This window comes from Bacillus cereus group sp. BfR-BA-01350, assembly GCF_022663775.1.
In the GTDB taxonomy this organism is placed as follows: Bacteria; Bacillota; Bacilli; order Bacillales; family Bacillaceae_G; genus Bacillus_A; species Bacillus_A paranthracis.
In genome coordinates this window covers 379,860-399,941 of sequence record NZ_JAKUGD010000004.1, presented here as the reverse complement: position 1 = coordinate 399,941, position 20,082 = coordinate 379,860, and the positions used below count along the sequence as shown (strand labels likewise).

Sequence of the window (20,082 nt, the reverse complement as noted above, 5' to 3'; positions counted from 1 at the left end):
ACTAGTATTATATAATGATTTAGAAATAATATGATTTATAAATATTGGTATAAAATGAGCTCGTCATTGCATCCTATTCAAATTTAAATGAATAGGAATAGGCAAAGGCTTTTTTTTTGCCCAAGTTAGTCTGTGCATATACAAATGGAACTTTTTTTACTCGTTTGCATTAAATGAAATAGCGAATAAATATTTATCTTATATGGAAGGGGAGTGGAAATGTTGGCTTTTGTACAAACATATACGAAAACGGACTCTTTATTTATGGTACACACAGGGAATACAGTTGGCATGCGTGGTATTACAACAGCTACGGCGTATCAATACAATGCATTAATAACAAGAGATACAAATTTAAGTTTTGCAGGAGTTCCTTCTTCGGTAGATCCATTAACTTTTGCGGGAACGACAAATGATTGGACATTAAATGGTTCTTGGGCAAGGCTTAATCCTTCAGTAACAGATGTACCAGCAACAGCAACTGTAGACTTTGCAATGCTAGTATGGCAAGGAACATTGAGTGCAACTGTAACAGAAACGGTGGTAAATAACAATATACCTACTTTACAAACACCGGATGGGGTCACTCATACAATTACGAGTGTTCCTGCATGGGGAGAGACGAGATCAAGCGGAACATTTCAAGGTACCATTTATACACGTGCTGCAAATGTAACAAATATTCTACAAGGGCTTTCAAATCGAGCAGCGGGGGATTATTTTGTAGAAAGAGTTCCCACGGCAAATCCTCCGACGCAAGGGACAGGTGTAGGATGGGCATTGGTTGTTGTATATCGCGATAATTCATATCCTATTAGGAATGTTAGTTTATATACTGGTTTACTCATTTCTACATTGGGTGAGACAGCAACGATTTCAAATTTTATCACTCCAGCTGTAGCGCCGGTTAATGCTCGTGTATTTACAATGGCAATTAATGGTGATACTGATGCGACAGGTGATAGATTTAACTTAAACGGTACGGGACTTTCAGGACCTAATAATTTAATAAATAACTTTTTTGCTTCACAAGTAAATAATTATTTGGGAAATTTAAATACAGTCGGAAGTTTTGGGGATAGAAATATGCCAATTGGTACTTCTGCGACTAATCGGCGTGCAGAGTTTGATGTGACAAATGTACCTGCAAATGGCGTGTTAACAGCCGGCTCTACTTCTACTACCGTAAATATCCCAAATACATTTGATTATCTTTACGCTGGTGCTGTCGGTTTACAAATAGATTTAGCGGAGGCACGTTTAACTGCTACAAAATCAGTAACTGTAAGTTAAAAAAGATTGCTATAAGCTAGCAATCTTTTTTATGAGGTAGGTTTTGTTAGTAAAGATTGATAATGAGAATAATCAATCTTTTTTTCTTGTAGTTTTTTTACTAAAAATTTATGATCACGCTTTGGTGTAGCAATAATATACCCTTTAATAATTAAATCTTGTGTAATTTGAGAGGCTTTTTCTTGTAAGGCAAGTTCTCCGATTTTTCCGGCAATTTTTGATTTAGCAACATCGCGAAATAGTTCTGGAACAGGACTTACGAGCTCTTCTAACAATTGTTTTTGTTCGTCATCCCATAAATGCCTCGTTTTATTAATATAGTGCTCTTCCCAATCTAATATAGACATACCATCTTCTTTTGGTAGTCGTTTTAAAAATTTTCTGAACATAAAGTATCCACCGATAGACATAAGTCCTAATAAAATAACAGTCCACAGTACAATAAACCAACTGAACCATCCTTCGAGCAAGAGTATCCCCCCTTAATGATTGCGGTTTTCTTTTATTTATATTATAAACAGTGAGATTCATAGAAAGCAAGAACGCTTGGTCATTTTGACCAAGCGTTATCATTTAAACAAAGTATAGTTGTTCCACACATAAATTATTATTATCATCTTCTACATATTCAATGATTAATGTGCCAACTTTACGATCTTTATCTTCAGTTGTGAAAATAGAGTAAGAAGTAAAACGTGCTGTTGATAGGCCGCTTATATGTGTAGGTAAAGAAATGTAGTCGTTATCGCGGAAGAATTCCATCAGTTCAATATCCTCAAATTCTTTTCGGTCAACTTGTTTGTTTGTATAGCGGCGTTGAAGTTGTTTTAAAGACTCATTCCAAGAAATTGCTTTTGTGTCGTATACCATTGTTCTATCTCCTTACTGTATGTAATCATTAAGAACATACGTTCTAATCTAGTATACTCTTTTTATTAGAAAAGGGAAAGCAAAAAATAATGTAAGCTTGGATTTCCAAGCTTACATTATTGATGCGTCCGTCATAATCTCTATTTTTTATTATAAGTTAGATAAGAATAAGAAACAAGATGATATATATTTTGTTGATAGTTTTCAAAATTCCGCATATTATAGGTATACTAAAATGTAAGGGAATGAGCGGCATGGCATATGTAATTTCACTTCAAGGACCGATGGCAAGTGGAAAAACCACCTTAGCTAAAAGGTTAGAGCTACATGGGTTATCGGTGATATATGAAAATCCATACCCAATTGTAGAAAAGCGAAAACAATTAAATTTGGATATGAATTCAAAAGAAGGGTTTATAGCAAATCAAAAAATGTTTATAGAAGCTAAAATAAAAGAGTTTCAAAATGCGAAAGGTTCAGTCGTAATTTTTGATCGTGGACCAGAAGATATTGAATTCTATACCATCTTTTATCCTACAATTATAGGAAAAGAGTGGGATATAGAAACTGAATTAAAAGATGAATTATATAAATTAAGAGAATGTCGTTCAGATGCTATTTTTTATTTAGATAGCTCGGAAAGTAATTTATATAATAGAAAAAATAATGATAGAACAAGAAACAGAAGTACATTTGAGGAGCAATTTAAATTAGTAGAAACTGAAAAAGACTGGTATAAACAATTTCCTGTAAATTATGTGGACACGAATAGATTATCAGCAGACGCATTAGGGGTATATTTTATGAAGTGGTTAAAGGGGAGAGGGCTATGAAAAAAATACTATTATTCGTATATCCAACATTTGCGGAGTTTGAAATTACGGTAGCAACGGCATTGTTGAAAAATAAATATGAAATCATTACAGCGAGTTTAACGAAAGAATTGATTATAAGTGAAACAGGTTTGCAAGTGCAACCGCATATAGAATTAAGTGAAGTACGTGTAGAAGAATATGAGGGGATTATTATTCCCGGTGGAGACGCGATACATATGAAGGATGCAGAAGGACTCTTTTCAGTCATCCGTCAGTTTCACGAACAGGAAAAATTAGTAGCTGCTATTTGTGCGGGACCGTATGCACTAGCAAAAGCAGGCTTATTCAAAGAAGTCTCGTATACAGTGACTATGGATTATAAACAATTAGAGTGTTTTCCAGTAGAAAATTTTGTGTATAAAGAAATTGTGCAACATTCGAATGTTATTACAGCACAGGGGCATGCATTTGTACCCTTTGGAATAGCGATTGCCTCTTATTTTGGAGTAGCGAATGAACATAATACAAATTTTTATGGTGGTAAGGGTAATGTAATGATGGAGAATTTGTTATGAGAAAACTCGAAAAAGCTAGCGAATGCTAGCTTTTTTCTTTTTGACATCGATAAATGGCTAACGTTTTCGGATCGCGCCATATACCGTTATGAAGTGACAATTCATTTTCTACTTCTTCTTTTAGCCATTCCTTCATTTCCGCGTGAAGAATTGTATTATCAGGTATATTTAGCGATGGAAACATGCTAGAAATATAGTTTAAAATCGGAGTAGCATGATGAAAAACGAGAGCATTATGAATAACTGCTTCTTCAACAGTTGGAAAAACAGACTGTAATATCTCTTTACCATTTTCTAAACAAAATGGAGTGACTGATGATGTTGTTTTTGGCAAATCAAATGCGTCTAACATGCGGTTACACATTTCAACTATACGAGGTAATGTAACGTTAGAATTTGTTGTAGCTAAAAGTGAGCCACCAGGACGAATTACTTTATGGAATCCTTGGATTGTTTTTACGACATCTTTCATGTGATATAACATGTGTCTTGCGATGATCCAGTCGTAGCTATTAGCTTTGAAAGGAAGTTTACCAGCGTCACCTAGTCTCCATTCAATTATGCTATTCTTTATTGCTGCCTCAGAAAGCATCGTTTTCGATTGATCAAAACCGGTTAGTTGTCCTTTATGACCGTTAGTTTGTAAAAGGGAAAGGAAATTTCCATTAGCGCACCCAACCTCTAATATTTTTTCGTCTCCTTGAAGTTGTAAATGTTCCATGACGACTTTATCTAAATTCACTTGTTTTTCTTCGTAATGTTTATGCGTATCAATACGTGTTTGTAAATGGTTACTTACGTTATATTGGCGTTTTACATCATTCATTTTTTCACATTCCACCTTCGTGCAAAATTGCTGAATCGCATGTGTTAATACGTCGGTTTTCTTTAAGCCTTCGTAATGGAGTGCCGCTTCAAACCTTTCAAGTAATTTTTCTTCAATTCGAAAATGAATATCTTTTCGCTTTGTCATTGAAAATTCGCTCCTTTGCATCTGTTAGTGAGACTATAGCATGCCTGAAAAAATTGTGTAAATCATTTGTGTACACAAATGGAGGAGATGAAAAAATTATTTGAATGTGAGTTTAAACTATTGACGATTTAACCGTTTTCATATATTCTTAAATTAAGAAATATTCAAATAATTAAAAGAAATGAGAGAGTCACATGCTTCTTCAAGGAACACATCGAATTGGTCGTATGGCCATGCTGTTGGCACTTGCGGATGAGAATGAAAGCCCTGTATTATCTATCCCAAAAGGTTGGAAGTATTGTACGGGGAAAGTGGGTTCTATGAATTCGCAAAAGGTTGTCGCAGCAATGGAAACAGCGGCTAAGAGCAACCAAGTTATTGAAACAGACGTTTACAGAGAAACACATGCACTTTATCATGCAATTATGGAAGCTTTGTACGGAGTGACGAGAGGTCAAATTCAGTTAGCAGACGTTCTTCGTACAGTAGGACTTCGCTTTGCGATTGTGCGCGGTACACCATACGACGGAAAAAAAGAAGGCGAATGGGTTGCTGTTGCATTATATGGAACGATTGGTGCACCTGTAAAAGGATCTGAGCATGAGGCGATTGGTTTAGGAATTAATCACATATGATTTGCCCATAGTCTATTAGTTAGAAGGGGGTCTTACTTTTTTAGGACAGAAGTCTGTCTTAAAAAAGATAAGGTCCCCTTTTGCCTTTTTAAGGAGGAAAAACAATGATTACGTTAACAGGACACACATTGACAATTGAAGAAATGAAGAGGTTGTTACTTGAAGGAGAAGGTGTAACAGCTTGTCCAACTAGTATGCAAAAGGTGGCGGAGTGCCGCGAAGTAGTTGAGAAAATTGTAGAGGACGGAAAAGTTGTTTACGGTATTACAACTGGATTTGGAAAGTTTAGTGATGTGCTAATTCAAAAAGATGATGTAAAGGCACTTCAACATAATTTAATTCAGTCACATGCATGTGGGATAGGCGAGCCATTCCCTGAAGAAGTATCACGCGGTATGTTAATTTTACGAGCAAACACGATGCTTAAAGGAGTATCTGGTGTTAGACCGCTCGTTGTAAATATGCTTCTTGAGTTTGTAAATCGTAAAATTCACCCAGTTGTTCCACAACAAGGCTCACTTGGTGCGAGTGGCGATTTAGCACCTTTATCTCATCTTGCGCTCGTATTATTAGGCGAAGGTGAAGTGTTCTATAAAGGAAAACGCGTTCATGCAATGGTCGCTCTTACAGAAGAAGGTCTTGAGCCAATTGAACTTGAAGCGAAAGAAGGTCTGGCGTTAATTAATGGTACGCAGGCGATGGCAGCGCAAGGAGTTCTTTCTTATATAGAAGCAGAAGCAACGGCTTATCAAGCTGAATTAATTGCATCTATGACAATTGAAGGTCTACAAGGCATTATTGATGCATTTGATGAAAATGTTCATAAAGCACGTGGTTATAAAGAGCAAGTGGAAGTAGCAAGCAGAATTCGTGACATCCTTCATGATAGTAAATTAACAACGAAACAAGGAGAACTACGTGTGCAGGATGCCTATTCACTTCGCTGTATTCCGCAAGTACACGGTGCTTCTTGGCAAGTTTTAAATTATGTGAAAGAAAAATTAGAAATTGAAATGAATGCCGCGACAGATAATCCACTTATTTTTGATGGCGGGGAAAAAGTAATTTCAGGTGGTAATTTCCACGGTCAACCAATTGCATTTGCGATGGACTTCTTAAAAGTTGGAATGGCAGAACTTGCAAATATTTCAGAGCGCCGTATTGAACGCTTAGTAAATCCACAGTTAAACGATTTACCACCATTTTTAAGTCCAGAACCAGGACTTCAGTCTGGTGCGATGATTATGCAATATGCTGCAGCGTCACTAGTTTCTGAAAATAAAACGTTAGCACATCCGGCGAGTGTTGATTCAATCCCGTCATCAGCTAACCAAGAAGATCACGTAAGTATGGGAACAATTGCTTCACGCCATGCACATCAAATTATTCAAAATGTAAGACGTGTTCTTTCAATTGAGATGATTTGTGCGATGCAAGCAGCAGAATATCGCGGTATTGAAAACATGAGTACAGTGACGAAGAGCTTCTATCATCAAGGTCGTCAACAAGTACCTTCTATTACTAATGACCGTATATTCTCAACGGATATTGAAAATATTGCGTATTGGTTAAAAACGAATTATTCGATAAAAGAAAGATTAGATGTAAACGCAGCACTATAAAATGAGAAAAGGGAGAGATTGAAATGGAAAAAGTTAAACAAACAATTCGCGCGCCAAGAGGTACTGAGTTACAAACGAAAGGGTGGGTACAAGAAGCTGCACTTCGTATGTTAATGAATAATTTAGATCCGGAAGTTGCTGAAAAGCCAGAAGAATTAGTTGTATATGGTGGAATCGGCCGTGCAGCTCGTAACTGGGAAAGCTACAATGCAATTGTAGATTCATTAAAAACGTTAGAAAGCGATGAAACATTACTTGTTCAATCAGGAAAACCAGTTGCAATCTTTAAATCACATGAAGATGCACCTCGCGTTCTTTTAGCGAACTCAAACTTAGTACCGAAGTGGGCGAACTGGGATCACTTCCGTGAACTAGAGAAAAAAGGTCTTATGATGTATGGACAAATGACAGCAGGTAGCTGGATTTATATTGGAACACAAGGTATTTTACAAGGAACGTATGAAACGTTTGGTGAAGCGGCACGTCAACATTTCGGTGGTTCATTAAAAGGTACATTAACACTTACTGCTGGTTTAGGTGGTATGGGTGGTGCACAACCTCTTGCTGTAACGATGAACGGCGGTGTTGTTATTGCTATTGATGTTGATAAGCGCAGCATCGATCGTCGTATTGAAAAGAGATACTGTGATATGTATACAGAATCATTAGAAGAAGCGTTAGCGGTTGCGAACGAGTATAAAGAGAAGAAAGAACCAATTTCTATTGGTTTATTAGGAAATGCGGCAGAAATTTTACCAGAACTAGTGAAGCGCAATATTACGCCAGACTTGGTTACAGATCAAACATCTGCTCATGATCCATTAAACGGTTATATTCCAGTAGGCTACACGTTAGAAGAAGCAGCAAAACTTCGTGAAGAAGATCCGGAGCGCTACGTACAATTATCAAAAGAAAGCATGACAAAACATGTAGAAGCCATGCTTGCTATGCAAGCAAAAGGCGCAATTACATTTGATTACGGAAATAACATTCGCCAAGTTGCTTTTGATGAAGGTTTGAAAAATGCATTCGATTTCCCAGGATTCGTTCCAGCATTTATCCGTCCATTATTCTGCGAAGGAAAAGGACCATTCCGCTGGGTAGCACTTTCTGGTGACCCAGAAGATATTTATAAAACAGACGAAGTAATTTTACGTGAGTTTGCTGATAATGAGCATTTATGTAACTGGATTCGTATGGCTCGTCAGCAAGTTGAGTTCCAAGGTCTTCCGTCACGTATTTGTTGGCTTGGTTACGGTGAGCGCGCGAAATTTGGTCGCATCATTAATGAAATGGTTGCAAATGGTGAATTATCAGCACCAATCGTTATCGGCCGTGACCATTTAGATTGCGGATCAGTAGCATCTCCAAACCGTGAAACAGAAGCGATGAAAGATGGTAGTGATGCAGTAGCTGACTGGCCAATCTTAAATGCATTAATTAATAGTGTAAACGGTGCAAGCTGGGTATCTGTTCACCACGGTGGTGGCGTTGGTATGGGGTATTCACTTCATGCAGGAATGGTTATCGTTGCAGATGGAACAGAAGCAGCAGCAAAACGTATTGAGCGCGTATTAACTTCTGACCCTGGTATGGGTGTTGTTCGTCACGTTGATGCAGGATATGAATTAGCTGTGGAAACTGCGAAAGAAAAAGGCGTTAACATTCCAATGATGAAATAAGGAGGAGAAAACATGCTGGACACTTTACTAATCAATATCGGTCAATTACTAACAATGGATCAAGAAGATGGCTTGTTAAGACGGGAAGCGATGAACACGCTTCCTGTTATCGAAAATGGTGCGGTTGGAATTGAAAATGGTGTAATCACTTTCGTTGGAACAGCGGAAGAAGCGAAAGGATTACAAGCGAAAGAGGTTATTGATTGCGGTGGGAAAATGGTTTCTCCTGGCCTTGTTGATCCGCATACTCATCTTGTATTTGGTGGATCTCGCGAAAATGAAATCGCACTAAAATTACAAGGAGTTCCGTACTTAGAAATTTTAGAACAAGGCGGAGGTATTCTTTCAACTGTAAATGCAACGAAACAGGCGTCGAAAGAAGAGCTTGTTCAAAAAGCGAAATTCCATTTAGACCGTATGCTATCTTTCGGAGTTACAACTGTAGAAGCGAAGAGTGGTTATGGATTAGATGATGAGACGGAATGGAAACAATTAGAGGCAACTGCACAATTACAAAAAGAACATCCAATCGATTTAGTGTCAACGTTTTTAGGTGCTCATGCAGTTCCGAAGGAGTACAAAGGTAGATCAAAAGAATTTTTACAATGGATGTTAGACCTACTACCAGAAATGAAAGAGAAGAAATTAGCAGAATTCGTTGATATTTTCTGCGAAACAGGTGTGTTCTCTGTCGAAGAATCAAAAGAGTTTTTATTAAAAGCGAAAGAGCTTGGCTTTGATGTGAAAATTCATGCGGATGAAATTGATCCTCTTGGTGGTGCGGAAGCAGCAGCTGAAATTGGTGCAGCATCAGCGGACCATTTGGTTGGTGCTTCTGATAAAGGAATTGAAATGCTTGCAAATTCTAATACAGTAGCCACTTTATTACCAGGAACAACCTTCTATTTAAATAAAGAAAGCTTTGCTCGCGGTCGTAAAATGATCGATGAAGGTGTTGCGGTAGCTTTAGCTACAGACTTTAACCCAGGCAGCTGCCCAACTGAAAACATTCAGCTTATTATGAGCATCGCAATGTTGAAATTGAAAATGACACCAGAGGAAGTTTGGAATGCTGTAACAGTTAACTCTTCTTACGCGATTAATCGTGGTGAGGTAGCTGGGAAAATTAGAGTTGGTCGCAAGGCAGATTTAGTGTTATGGGATGCTTACAACTATGCTTACGTACCGTATCATTACGGCGTAAGTCATGTAAATACAGTCTGGAAGAATGGTAATATCGCATATACAAGAGGTGAACAATCGTGGAGCACGGCCACTATTTAAAGAAAAATGCAAAGTTTATTGATCGTGAAGTAACGAAATGGAGTGAGATGATTAAAGATTGGGAGGAAGGTGTGGAAATATTCGGTGCTGCCTTAATTGGAGCACCCCTTTCTAAACCGTCTATTAGTCATTCAGGAGCAAGTTTTGCACCAAAAACAATTCGTGCGATGTTAGATGCATATAGCACATACGCAATTACAGAAGAACACGATATGAAAGAAAGTGTTCTATATGATTGCGGTGATATTACGATGCATGTAACAGATATAAAAGAAAGTCATAACCGAATTGCGAAAACAGTAGGTCATGTAACGAAAGTAAATCCAAACATGATACCAATCGTTCTTGGTGGTGACCACTCGATTAGTTTTCCGAGTATAACAGGATTTGCAAACAGTAAAGGGAAGGTCGGTATTATTCAATTTGATGCCCATCATGATTTACGTAATTTAGATGATGGTGGTCCGTCAAATGGTACGCCGTTCCGTAGTTTATTAGAAAATGGTGTCATTACAGGAAAACAACTCGTTCAAATCGGTATTCGTAATTTTTCAAACGCGCGTGCGTACCATGAATATGCAAAAGAACAAGGCGTGACAGTGTATACAATGAAGGATGTACGAGAGCGAGAAATAAAAGATATTATGGCGGAAAGTATTGAAGTATTAAGAAGGCAAGGTGTGACTTCTATTTATATTTCTCTTGATATGGATGTACTAGATCAAGCATTTGCACCAGGTTGTCCAGCAATTGGTCCTGGTGGGATGGACAGTACGACTTTACTAGATGCGATTGAATTCCTTGGTAAAGAACCGCTCGTTCAAGGTATGGATATAGTAGAGATTGATCCAACTCTTGATTTTAGGGATATGACGAGTAGAGTAGCAGCGCAAGTGATTATGAGTTTTCTTTTAGCGAGGGAAACAGTTAATAAGCAGGTTAGTATATAGACAGAAAAGTAGATTTTTATTTATGCCTTATCAAAAACACATTACTACTCAAATGTAGTGATGTGTTTTTTATGTTAAAAGAGAATGAATGTGTGTGGAACCGTTAATAAAATTGCGGTTTTTTATAGTGTATCGTGTGAATTTAATTTCTTGCTTTTGAAGTATTGACGTGTAAAATAATTTTATGATAAAATAAAAATTTTGCTAAAAAACTAAAGTTGTGTTAAGCTTGAGAAGGTTACCATATATGGAGGTGGATTATTTGTTTCAAATTGGCGATAACATTGTTTATCCAATGCAAGGAGCAGGTATAATTAAAGCCATAGAAGAGAAGGAAATCGCAGGGGAAAAACAACAGTATTATGTTATAAAAATGTCGGCTAGTAATATGGAAATAATGATTCCTGAAGGGAAAATATTGAATTCAAATATACGACCAGTTACAGATATCAAGGCATTAATACACATAATAGATATTTTTCAGCATGGAGAATCAGATAGATTACTTACATGGAAACAAAGGTATAAAGTGAACACTGATAAAATAAAAACGGGTAAAATGCAAGAAGGTGCTGAGGTTGTGCGTGATTTAATGCGTATACAGAAAGAAAAGGCACTTAATGCAAGCGAAAAGAAAATGTTAGATAACGCACATGAATTTTTGATTAGTGAACTGGGATTAATTGAAGGTATCACAGAAAATCAAATAAAAAGCTTTTGTTAAGGTTCATTACAAATAATATATGGCATCCCAAAAAAGATCTTGAATTTTTTGGGAGTATAATTATAGAGAATTAATCATTTCAAAGACATTCAACTCTTTCAAACCACTTTTAGAGCATTAACCTCTTTTGTTATTACTACAATCAAATCCATTTTTATTTTTTAAATTTCTTTTACGAATGTTCGAAGTTTAATTAAATACTTCGATAAAATAATTACTTGATTTTTGCAATCCTGATTCACACTGGCACGGACGAGGAGCCGTAAGGATGAAAGAGAGGTAGGGCTTTCATTGTTTTAGGTATATATAAGTTATTATTTTCATAAGAATATTGAACCGCTCTCACTTCTATTGTTAAGGGATTTTCTTATATGTGTATATCCTTTATATAAAAGAGATAAATTGACATTCACATATGGTAAATAAAAAAGGTTTCCTACTCAGGAAACCTTTTTTATTTATAGCATCCCATTTGTTTAATATTCGAATAACCTCTGGTTAAAGCGTATAAATTGACGTTACTATCTAAAAGTAAGTATGATGCGATTGTAGTAAGAATTTTTTTAGGGGGAAGAAACATGACAAGTTCGAACAAGAAAGCGGCAAGTATTTATGAAGGAACAAATGTAAACGCTTGGGGATCTTTTGAAAATATTGAAGAAACGAAGTTGTTTGATCAGATTCAAGTCGGAGCTTGGTCTCTTCGTAATCGCATAGCGATGGCACCGATGACGAGATGCTTTGCAGACAATGAAACTGGAGTAGTTGGTGCTGATGTAGTGGAGTACTATAGAAAGCGTGCTGCTGACGGAGTTGGATTAATTATTACAGAAGGAATTGTCATTAGTCCGAGAGCGAAAGGCAATCCAGGAGTACCAGGGATTTATACGCAAGAACAAATCGACTCTTGGAAACCTGTTACAGAGGCAGTACATAAAGAAGGCGGGACGATTATTGCTCAAATATGGCATGTTGGACGTATGAGTCATCACGAAATAATTGGTGGGCAAATGCCGCAAGCGCCTTCTGCAATCGCTGCAGAAGGGAATGTTCCGCGTTTTCGTAAACCATTTGATACACCAGAAGCAATGACGTTACAAGAAATACAAGAAGTTATCAGTCAATACGCACAAGCTGCGAAAAACGCGATCGAAGCTGGGTTTGATGGGGTAGAAATTCACGGTGCACACGGATATTTAATTGATCAATTTACTTATGAGTTTGCAAATAAGCGTACTGATAAATATGGCGGTGACTTAAAGCAAAGATTAACGTTTATGAAAGAAGTAACTGAGGCTGTAATAGAAGCAGTTGGAGCTGATAAAACACTTCTTCGTTTCTCTGCTTTTAAAGGGGATAATCCTACTTATATGTGGGAAAACCCTGAGCTGGCAATTGAAACATTTGTAAATATGTTTAAAGAAGTTGGATTAACGATGATTCATCCTTCAACGATGAATTATACGCAAGTGATTGCTGACGGAAAGAATTTTCATCAATTAGTAAGAAAATATTGGGATGGTACGATTGTTGGGGTTGGTAATTTGAATCCGAAAGAGGCTGAAGAAGCGTTGCAAGAAGGAACAATTGACGTAGCTGCATTCGGAAGACCGTTAATTGCTAATCCAGATTTTGTTCATCGAATTAAACATGCTGAAAGTTTAGTTGAATATGACGCGAAAGAGCATCTTGCTACATTAATTTGAATAAAGATAAAAGGAGAACACATGGAGTGTTCTCCTTTTATTATGGAATTTTATAGGGGGAAGCGAGATGAGTGAAACGCTACTCGTTATTATTAGTATATTACTATTATTAATGTTGCTTTTAATCGTCTTTTTTATTATCACATTTTTTATAAAAAAACGGACGCATCATTCTATTTTAAAATTACATCCATACTTAGGAAGAATGCGTTACTTACTGGAAAAGATAGGGCCGGAATTCCGACAATATTGGTTTGATCACGATACAGATGGAAAACCTTTTTCACGTTACGATTTTCAAAGTGTTATGTTTTTAGCGAAGTATCGCTCTGAAATACTTGGTTTTGGGTCGAAACGAGATTTTGAAGCATCTGGTTATTATATTGCTAATACGTTGTTTCCGGTATTAACAGAAGAATTAAGTGTGAACGTAACGCAAGAACGTGAAGGGAAAAAGTATGTGATTCATAAAGAAGGATTATTTTCACGGAGAGAAAAATTGACAGCGGATACAACGAATCTTTGGTTATACGAAGAAGACGATGCAATTATCGTCGGCGAAAATCGTAAATATCCGTGGAAACTGTATGGCATGTTTGGGGCATCAGCAACTTCTTACGGTGCGATTGGCGAAAATTATATTTTAGCGAGCGGCTTTGGAGCGAAAATGGCAGGCGGATCGTGGATTAATACTGGTGAAGGTGGCGTTATTCCAGAACATTTACATACAGGGGCGAATATCGTTGCGCAAATTGGTCCAGGACTATTTGGATACCGTGATGAGGACGGGAATTTTTCAATAGAGAAATTTATGGAGAAAGTGAAAGAAAGTAATATTAAAGCATTTGAATTGAAATTTGGGCAAGGTGCGAAAATACGTGGTGGTCATTTAGAGGGGCAAAAAGTAAATGAGAAAATTGCTTCTGTTCGGAATGTACGAGTAGGAGAGACGATTAATTCTCCGAATCGATTTTCATTTTTGAACAATGCGGCAGATACACTTTATTTTATTCAGCGTTTGCAAGAAACTGGCGGGAAACCAATCGGTATGAAAATTGTAATTGGACAGCAGGAGCCGTTGGAAGATTTATTTAAAACGATGAAAGAGTTAAATATCTATCCGGATTTTATTACAATTGACGGTTCAGAAGGTGGATCAGGAGCAACATATAAATCGATGGCAGATAGTATGGGGATGCCGCTTATTCCAGCGTTACTGACATGTATTGATACAGCGAATCAGTATGGTGTTCGTGATAAATTCAAAGTGTTTGCCTCGGGGAAATTAATTACACCAGATAAAGTGGCAATTGCTTTAGCGATTGGTGCAGATGCTGTAAACTCGGCACGTGGTTTTATGATGGCAAGCGGTTGTATTATGGCGCTTCAATGTAATTCTGGCCAATGTCCATCTGGTGTTGCCACGACGAATCCGCACTATCAAAAAGCACTAGATCCGTATGAGAAGAAGTGGCGAGTCATGAATTATATAATAAGTATGAGATATAGTTTGTTCTCACTTGCAGCAGCAGCGGGAGTAAAGAGTCCGCGTCATTTAAAGAGAGATCATATTGTATTTAAAGATGAGATGGGGCGGATAGTTCCTCTCTCAGAATTGTTTCCTACTAGTAAATAGAAGTAAGCTATGTTTAATAGATTAAAAGTCATACATTTGTATGGCTTATTTTTATTAAAAAAATAGGTATTTTATTTTCTGAATATTTTTACTTTAATTTCTTTTAAAAACCGGGTAATCCACTGGGATAAAGGCGTTTATGAAGGTTTTCACATGCAGTAAAAAACACCTGTTCACTTGAAAGAACAAAAAATGTTTGTTAAGGTAGGGAACCATAAGCGAAAACAAGAAAATAGAAAAAGTCATTTTTCGAAATTTTGAATGGCTTATGTAACTAAGGGAGAGATTTGGTGAAGATTGAGATTATGGTTTCGCTTGCTATTTATATGGCAGGTATGTTGTATATCGGTTATTGGTCTTATAAGAAGACATCCGATTTATCAGATTATATGTTAGGCGGAAGGGGACTCGGTCCAGCAGTTACAGCTTTATCAGCTGGTGCTTCTGACATGAGTGGTTGGATGCTAATGGGATTACCTGGTGCGATGTATGCGACAGGGTTATCAAGTGTGTGGATTGCGATAGGCTTATTAATAGGTGCTTATGTAAACTATTTAATTCTTGCCCCGCGTTTGCGAACGTATACAGAAGTGGCTAATGATTCAATTACGATTCCAGACTTTTTAGAGAATCGATTTAAAGATCGTACGAAAATACTTCGTTTTGTCTCCGCTATCGTCATTTTAGTATTTTTCACATTTTATGCGTCGGCTGGTTTAGTATCAGGTGGACGTTTGTTTGAAAATTCTTTCAACCTTGATTATAAAATTGGTTTATTTGTAACTGTTGGTGTCGTAGTTGCTTATACACTATTCGGTGGTTTTTTAGCAGTAAGTTGGACCGACTTTGTGCAAGGGTGTATTATGTTTATTGCTCTCGTATTAGTACCAATTGTTGCTTTTACAGATGTCGGTGGTGTAACAGAAACATTCAATACGATTAAGCAAGTTGATGCATCGCATTTAGATATGTTTAAAGGGACCACAATTCTTGGTATTATTTCCTTTTTAGCATGGGGTCTTGGATATTTTGGTCAACCACATATTATTGTCCGCTTTATGGCAATTACCTCTATTAAAGATTTGAAAACTTCTCGTAGAATCGGTATCGGTTGGATGGCGATTTCCATTATAGGTGCAATGCTTACTGGCTTGGTTGGTATCGCCTATTATGCTAAAAATAATGGGACATTACAAGACCCAGAAATGGTCTTTGTAACATTCTCAAACATTTTATTCCATCCGTATATTACCGGGTTTTTATTGTCAGCTATATTAGCTTCTATAATGAGTAGTATTTCCTCGCAATTACTTGTTATTTCAAGTGCAGTAACGGAAGATTTCTATAAAACATTTTTCCGTCGTAACGCAAGTGATAAAGAACTTGTATTTATCGGTAGACTGTCAGTTTTAGTAGTAGCGATGATTGCAGTTGTTTTAGCGTATCATCCGAGTGATACAATTTTAACGCTTGTTGGATATGCTTGGGCAGGATTTGGTTCAGCATTCGGACCTGCCATTTTATTAAGCTTATATTGGAAAAGAACAAACAAATGGGGCGTTCTTGCTGGGATGATTGTTGGTGCAGTAGTTGTAATTACTTGGGTACAAATTCCAAGTTTAAAAGCGACTATGTATGAGATGGTACCTGGATTCTTCTGTAGCTTATTAGCTGTGATTGTTATAAGTTTATTAACGAAAGAACCAGTTAAAGCGATTCATCGTGAATTTAATGAGATGGAAGCAGTGCTGGAAGAAGAAACGAAATGATTAGCGAAGAGAGTAAACGAAACTGGCGTTTACTCTCTTTTTATTTAAAATGAAAATAAGGAACTTATTGACAACTAAAAGTAAGTAGCTTATAATAAGTTTGAGTTCAAGTTAATTTGTAATTTTAATAAAGGTTTCAAATGGATTAAATATTTTTTTAATAATTATCTCGAATTTGAGATAAATTGATAAACTGGAAGTTAATGTGTAATTTTATAATTAATATCTCGAATTCGAGATAAAATTATCATGACGGATTTTACTAGTCAGTATGGACAAAATGAATAATGAATTTTAATGTAAAGCAATTTTTATAATGGAATAAAAAAGGAGTGGACGAAATGGAAAAGAAAACAATGGGTATACATCACATTACAGCAATTGTAGGACACCCACAAGAAAATGTAGATTTTTACGCTGGTGTGTTAGGTTTACGTTTAGTGAAACAAACAGTGAATTTTGATGATCCAGGTACGTACCATCTTTATTTTGGTAATGAAGGAGGAAAACCGGGAACAATTATTACGTTTTTCCCATGGGCAGGTGCTCGTCAAGGAGTTATTGGTGACGGTCAAGTAGGAATCACTTCTTATGTTGTACCAAAAGGGGCAATGGAGTTTTGGGAAAATAGATTAGAAAAATTCGATATTTCGTATACAAAAATGACTCGATTTGGAGAACAGTACTTAGAATTTGATGATCCACATGGTTTGCATATAGAATTAGTAGAAAGAGAAGAAGGTGAATTAAATAATTGGACTTTTGGAGAAGTTACGCCAGAAGTAGCAATTAAAGGATTTGGTGGTGCAGTTCTTTTATCAACGCAGCCTCAAAAAACAGCCGAACTGTTAGAGCACGTTATGGGTCTTGAGAAAATTGGGGAAGAGGGCGAATTTGTTCGATTCCGTTCTTCTGCTAATATTGGAAATATTATTGATTTGAGATTATCGACAATTGGTCGTGGCCAAATGGGCGTTGGTACAGTGCATCATATTGCTTGGAGAGCGAGTGACGATGCTGATCAGCTAGACTGGAAAGAGCATGTGTCCCGTTTTGGATACCACGTAACTCCTGTACAAGATCGAAATTATTTTAACGCAATTTATTTTAGAGAACACGGTGAAATTTTATTTGAAATTGCAACAGATCCCCCTGGTTTCGCTCATGATGAATCGTTAGAGACGATGGGTGAGGAATTAAAGTTACCGGAACAATATGAAAAACATAGAAAACAGATTGAACAAACGCTTTTACCATTTGAAGTGAGAAATTTAGATTAAAGTGATTGAAAGGGGAAAAGGATTATGATGAAACATGTTTTTCAAAAAGGAAAAGATACGTCAAAACCAGTATTGCTATTACTTCATGGTACAGGAGGTAATGAATTAGATTTATTACCACTTGCAGAAATAATTGATCCGGAAGCTTCAGTATTAAGTGTCCGTGGAAATGTATTAGAGAATGGGATGCCACGTTTCTTCCGTCGATTAGCAGAAGGTATTTTTGATGAAGAGGATCTTATTTTCCGTACGAAGGAATTAAATGAGTTTTTAGACGAAGCTGCCAAAACATATGAATTTGATAGAAACAACATTGTAGCTATCGGTTATTCAAATGGAGCAAACATTGCGGCAAGCTTATTATTCCACTACGAAAATGCGTTAAAAGGTGCTGTGCTTCATCACCCAATGGTGCCTAGAAGAGGAACACAATTGCCTAATTTAGCTGGGAAATCCGTGTTTATTGCTGCTGGGACAAATGATCCAATTTGTTCATCTTCTGAGTCAGAGGAATTGAAGCTACTATTAGAAAATGCAAACGCTAATGTAACAATGCATTGGGAAAATAGAGGACATCAATTAACGATGGGTGAAGTAGAAAAAGCAAAAGAATGGTATGGAAAAACAGTTCTATAAGTATAAATAATAAAAGAAGCATCTGCTAATCGTTAGCAGATGCTTCTTTTATTATTTAAGACTGGATTGCAAGGTGAGGTGAAGAAAGTGGTAGGTGAATATCAACGACCGTACCTTTATTTAATTCACTTGAAATGTGTAATTTACCATGATGTTCTTCAATTATTTTGTAACACATCATTAATCCTAGCCCTGTGCCTTTTTCTTTTAAACTATAAAACGGTTCGCCTAAACGGGAGATACGATCTTCTGGGATACCGCAACCTTCATCGATGATCCGTATTAAGATGAAATTACCCTCTAATGGTTTTGTTTGGATGAAAATATTTCCGCCATTTGGCATTGCTTCAATCGCATTTTTTAATATATTTATAAAAACTTGTTTTAATTGGTTACCGTCACATTGAATGTCATATACGTAATCAAAATGATCCATAATGATATGAACGCTATGCATAATTGCGGTTGGTAAAATAAATGTAACTACCTCTTCAATTAAAGTTTGTATGTTACAAGTTTGGATTGCTAATACTTGTGGTTTAGACATCGCCATAAATTGACTCGTGATAGATTCCATCTGTGAAATTTCACTTAACATAACATCGATATACCACTTCTGCTCCTCATTTATTTCAGGGAGTAGCAATGTTAGAAAACCTTTTAGAGAAGTGAGTGGATTTCGAATTTCATGAGCAATTCCAGCTGTCAGTTGTCCGACTACTGCGAGCTTTTCAGATTTTCGTAATAACTTTTCCGTTTCCTTTAGCTCAGTAATATCTCTTCCCATTACGATAAGACCTTTACGGGAGCCGTCAGGGTGATAGAGAGGAACTTTCGATATACTTAAGATTAGGTCGAAATCATCTCTATGAATAATAAATTCTTCACCATGAAGAATTTGTCTTTGTTGCCATGCTAATTCATCGACTTCTTCACAATGTAAAAAAGCTTCTCGGTACGCTTCATTATATTGAATGAGTTCACTATCTTTTTTTCCGTGGTAAGGTACATGATGGAAATTGAAGCAAGAAAGTGCGTAGTCATTTGCCTCAAGCCAGCGCCCTTCATGATCTTTAAATATAACAAACGCAGGCATGGAGTTTACTAATGTGCGTAATCTCTTCTCACTTTCTTTCAGCTTTTTCTCAATTCTTTCTGATTTTTCAAGAGGCTTCATAATGGCATATACGCCAGTTAGACGATTTTGGACAAAAATAGGAACTAGTTTTGTCACGACATCTAATAAGAATCCATCTTTATGATAAATAGATAAAATATACTCTTGTTGATTATCCGCTTCCGTATTCTTTATATTTTGTAATACTTGCTCAGAAATATGAGCTTCTAAAATCGAGGTAATGCTTTTTCGCTCTAATTCTGAAGAAGTGTAACCTAGTATTCTTTCGGCAGAAGGGTTAGTGTGTATAATAATTCCCTCTAAATTTAATGAAATAATACCATCAGGGTTGTGTTCGAACAGAGATGCGTACATTTCTGTTAATGAACAATCTTGTATATGGTTCCGTAAACGTCTAGAAATGTTCGGATGACGTTTTCTTTGAGTTGATGAATATTTTTTACGACTCATAATAGTTCCTCCGTACAAATAGCATCTAAAAAGATTTGTCTATT

18 protein-coding genes are annotated in these 20,082 nt (G+C 36.6%); 14 read left to right on the top strand and 4 right to left on the bottom strand.

The window, feature by feature from the left end:
* The first annotated feature begins 222 nt into the window (after positions 1–222).
* Positions 223–1,293, top strand: a complete 1,071-nt coding sequence (locus tag MR147_RS12635; RefSeq protein WP_000896248.1) for a hypothetical protein — start codon at positions 223–225, stop codon at positions 1,291–1,293.
* Positions 1,294–1,322: 29 nt separating this feature from the next.
* On the opposite strand, the gene MR147_RS12630 is transcribed toward MR147_RS12635, so the two are convergent.
* Together MR147_RS12630 and MR147_RS12625 are read right to left on the bottom strand one after the other, a co-directional pair.
* Positions 1,323–1,763, bottom strand: a complete 441-nt coding sequence (locus MR147_RS12630) for a DUF2621 domain-containing protein (RefSeq protein WP_070806700.1) — start codon at positions 1,761–1,763, stop codon at positions 1,323–1,325.
* Between the two features lie 103 nt (positions 1,764–1,866).
* A complete protein-coding gene (locus MR147_RS12625) occupies positions 1,867–2,163 on the bottom strand; it encodes a hypothetical protein (RefSeq protein ID WP_000262403.1) in 297 nt (98 codons plus the stop codon).
* Positions 2,164–2,417: 254 nt separating this feature from the next.
* On the opposite strand from MR147_RS12625, the gene MR147_RS12620 reads away from it, so the two are divergent.
* Together MR147_RS12620 and MR147_RS12615 are read left to right on the top strand one after the other, a co-directional pair.
* Positions 2,418–2,996: an AAA family ATPase gene (locus MR147_RS12620; protein ID WP_074606682.1), complete on the top strand. Its 579-nt coding sequence runs from the start codon at positions 2,418–2,420 to the stop codon at positions 2,994–2,996.
* The gene (locus MR147_RS12615) at positions 2,993–3,553 is read left to right on the top strand and encodes a DJ-1/PfpI family protein (RefSeq protein ID WP_074606680.1); all 561 of its coding nucleotides are present in this window, start codon (positions 2,993–2,995) and stop codon (positions 3,551–3,553) included. The genes MR147_RS12620 and MR147_RS12615 overlap by 4 nt, the downstream gene beginning before the upstream one ends.
* A 25-nt stretch (positions 3,554–3,578) precedes the next feature.
* Here the strand turns inward: MR147_RS12615 and MR147_RS12610 are convergent, their stop codons facing one another.
* Positions 3,579–4,526, bottom strand: a complete 948-nt coding sequence (locus tag MR147_RS12610) for a class I SAM-dependent methyltransferase (protein ID WP_139302715.1) — start codon at positions 4,524–4,526, stop codon at positions 3,579–3,581.
* A 194-nt stretch (positions 4,527–4,720) separates the two neighbouring features.
* On the opposite strand from MR147_RS12610, the gene hutP reads away from it, so the two are divergent.
* From hutP to MR147_RS12555, 11 genes are all read left to right on the top strand, one after another.
* Positions 4,721–5,161 carry a hut operon transcriptional regulator HutP gene (gene hutP / locus MR147_RS12605; RefSeq protein ID WP_000926516.1) on the top strand — a complete coding sequence of 147 codons (441 nt, stop codon included), beginning with the start codon at positions 4,721–4,723 and terminating at the stop codon, positions 5,159–5,161.
* Between the two features lie 104 nt (positions 5,162–5,265).
* On the top strand, positions 5,266–6,783 hold the full coding sequence (gene hutH, locus MR147_RS12600) for a histidine ammonia-lyase (RefSeq protein WP_074606677.1): 1,518 nt from the start codon (positions 5,266–5,268) through the stop codon (positions 6,781–6,783).
* 23 nt (positions 6,784–6,806) lie between these two features.
* Positions 6,807–8,465 carry a urocanate hydratase gene (hutU, locus tag MR147_RS12595; protein WP_074606675.1) on the top strand — a complete coding sequence of 553 codons (1,659 nt, stop codon included), beginning with the start codon at positions 6,807–6,809 and terminating at the stop codon, positions 8,463–8,465.
* Between the two features lie 12 nt (positions 8,466–8,477).
* The gene (gene hutI / locus MR147_RS12590; protein WP_000887527.1) at positions 8,478–9,749 is read left to right on the top strand and encodes an imidazolonepropionase; all 1,272 of its coding nucleotides are present in this window, start codon (positions 8,478–8,480) and stop codon (positions 9,747–9,749) included.
* On the top strand, positions 9,728–10,699 hold the full coding sequence (gene hutG / locus MR147_RS12585; RefSeq protein ID WP_074606672.1) for a formimidoylglutamase: 972 nt from the start codon (positions 9,728–9,730) through the stop codon (positions 10,697–10,699). The genes hutI and hutG overlap by 22 nt, the downstream gene beginning before the upstream one ends.
* Positions 10,700–10,961: 262 nt before the next feature.
* Positions 10,962–11,423, top strand: coding sequence for a CarD family transcriptional regulator (locus MR147_RS12580; RefSeq protein ID WP_003160944.1), 462 nt, complete (start codon positions 10,962–10,964; stop codon positions 11,421–11,423).
* Between the two features lie 578 nt (positions 11,424–12,001).
* Positions 12,002–13,129 carry an alkene reductase gene (locus MR147_RS12575; protein ID WP_074606671.1) on the top strand — a complete coding sequence of 376 codons (1,128 nt, stop codon included), beginning with the start codon at positions 12,002–12,004 and terminating at the stop codon, positions 13,127–13,129.
* 67 nt (positions 13,130–13,196) lie between these two features.
* Positions 13,197–14,765, top strand: a complete 1,569-nt coding sequence (locus MR147_RS12570) for an FMN-binding glutamate synthase family protein (protein WP_074606669.1) — start codon at positions 13,197–13,199, stop codon at positions 14,763–14,765.
* A gap of 290 nt (positions 14,766–15,055) precedes the next feature.
* Positions 15,056–16,534 (top strand): sodium/proline symporter PutP, encoded by a 1,479-nt coding sequence (putP, locus tag MR147_RS12565; RefSeq protein ID WP_139302714.1) that lies wholly within the window; start codon positions 15,056–15,058, stop codon positions 16,532–16,534.
* A gap of 341 nt (positions 16,535–16,875) precedes the next feature.
* On the top strand, positions 16,876–17,814 hold the full coding sequence (locus MR147_RS12560; protein ID WP_074606665.1) for a ring-cleaving dioxygenase: 939 nt from the start codon (positions 16,876–16,878) through the stop codon (positions 17,812–17,814).
* 24 nt (positions 17,815–17,838) lie between these two features.
* Positions 17,839–18,450 carry an alpha/beta hydrolase gene (locus MR147_RS12555; RefSeq protein WP_061131655.1) on the top strand — a complete coding sequence of 204 codons (612 nt, stop codon included), beginning with the start codon at positions 17,839–17,841 and terminating at the stop codon, positions 18,448–18,450.
* A 55-nt stretch (positions 18,451–18,505) separates the two neighbouring features.
* Here the strand turns inward: MR147_RS12555 and MR147_RS12550 are convergent, their stop codons facing one another.
* Positions 18,506–20,038 (bottom strand): BA3702 family sensor histidine kinase, encoded by a 1,533-nt coding sequence (locus MR147_RS12550; RefSeq protein ID WP_000087685.1) that lies wholly within the window; start codon positions 20,036–20,038, stop codon positions 18,506–18,508.
* Between the last annotated feature and the right edge of the window lie 44 nt (positions 20,039–20,082).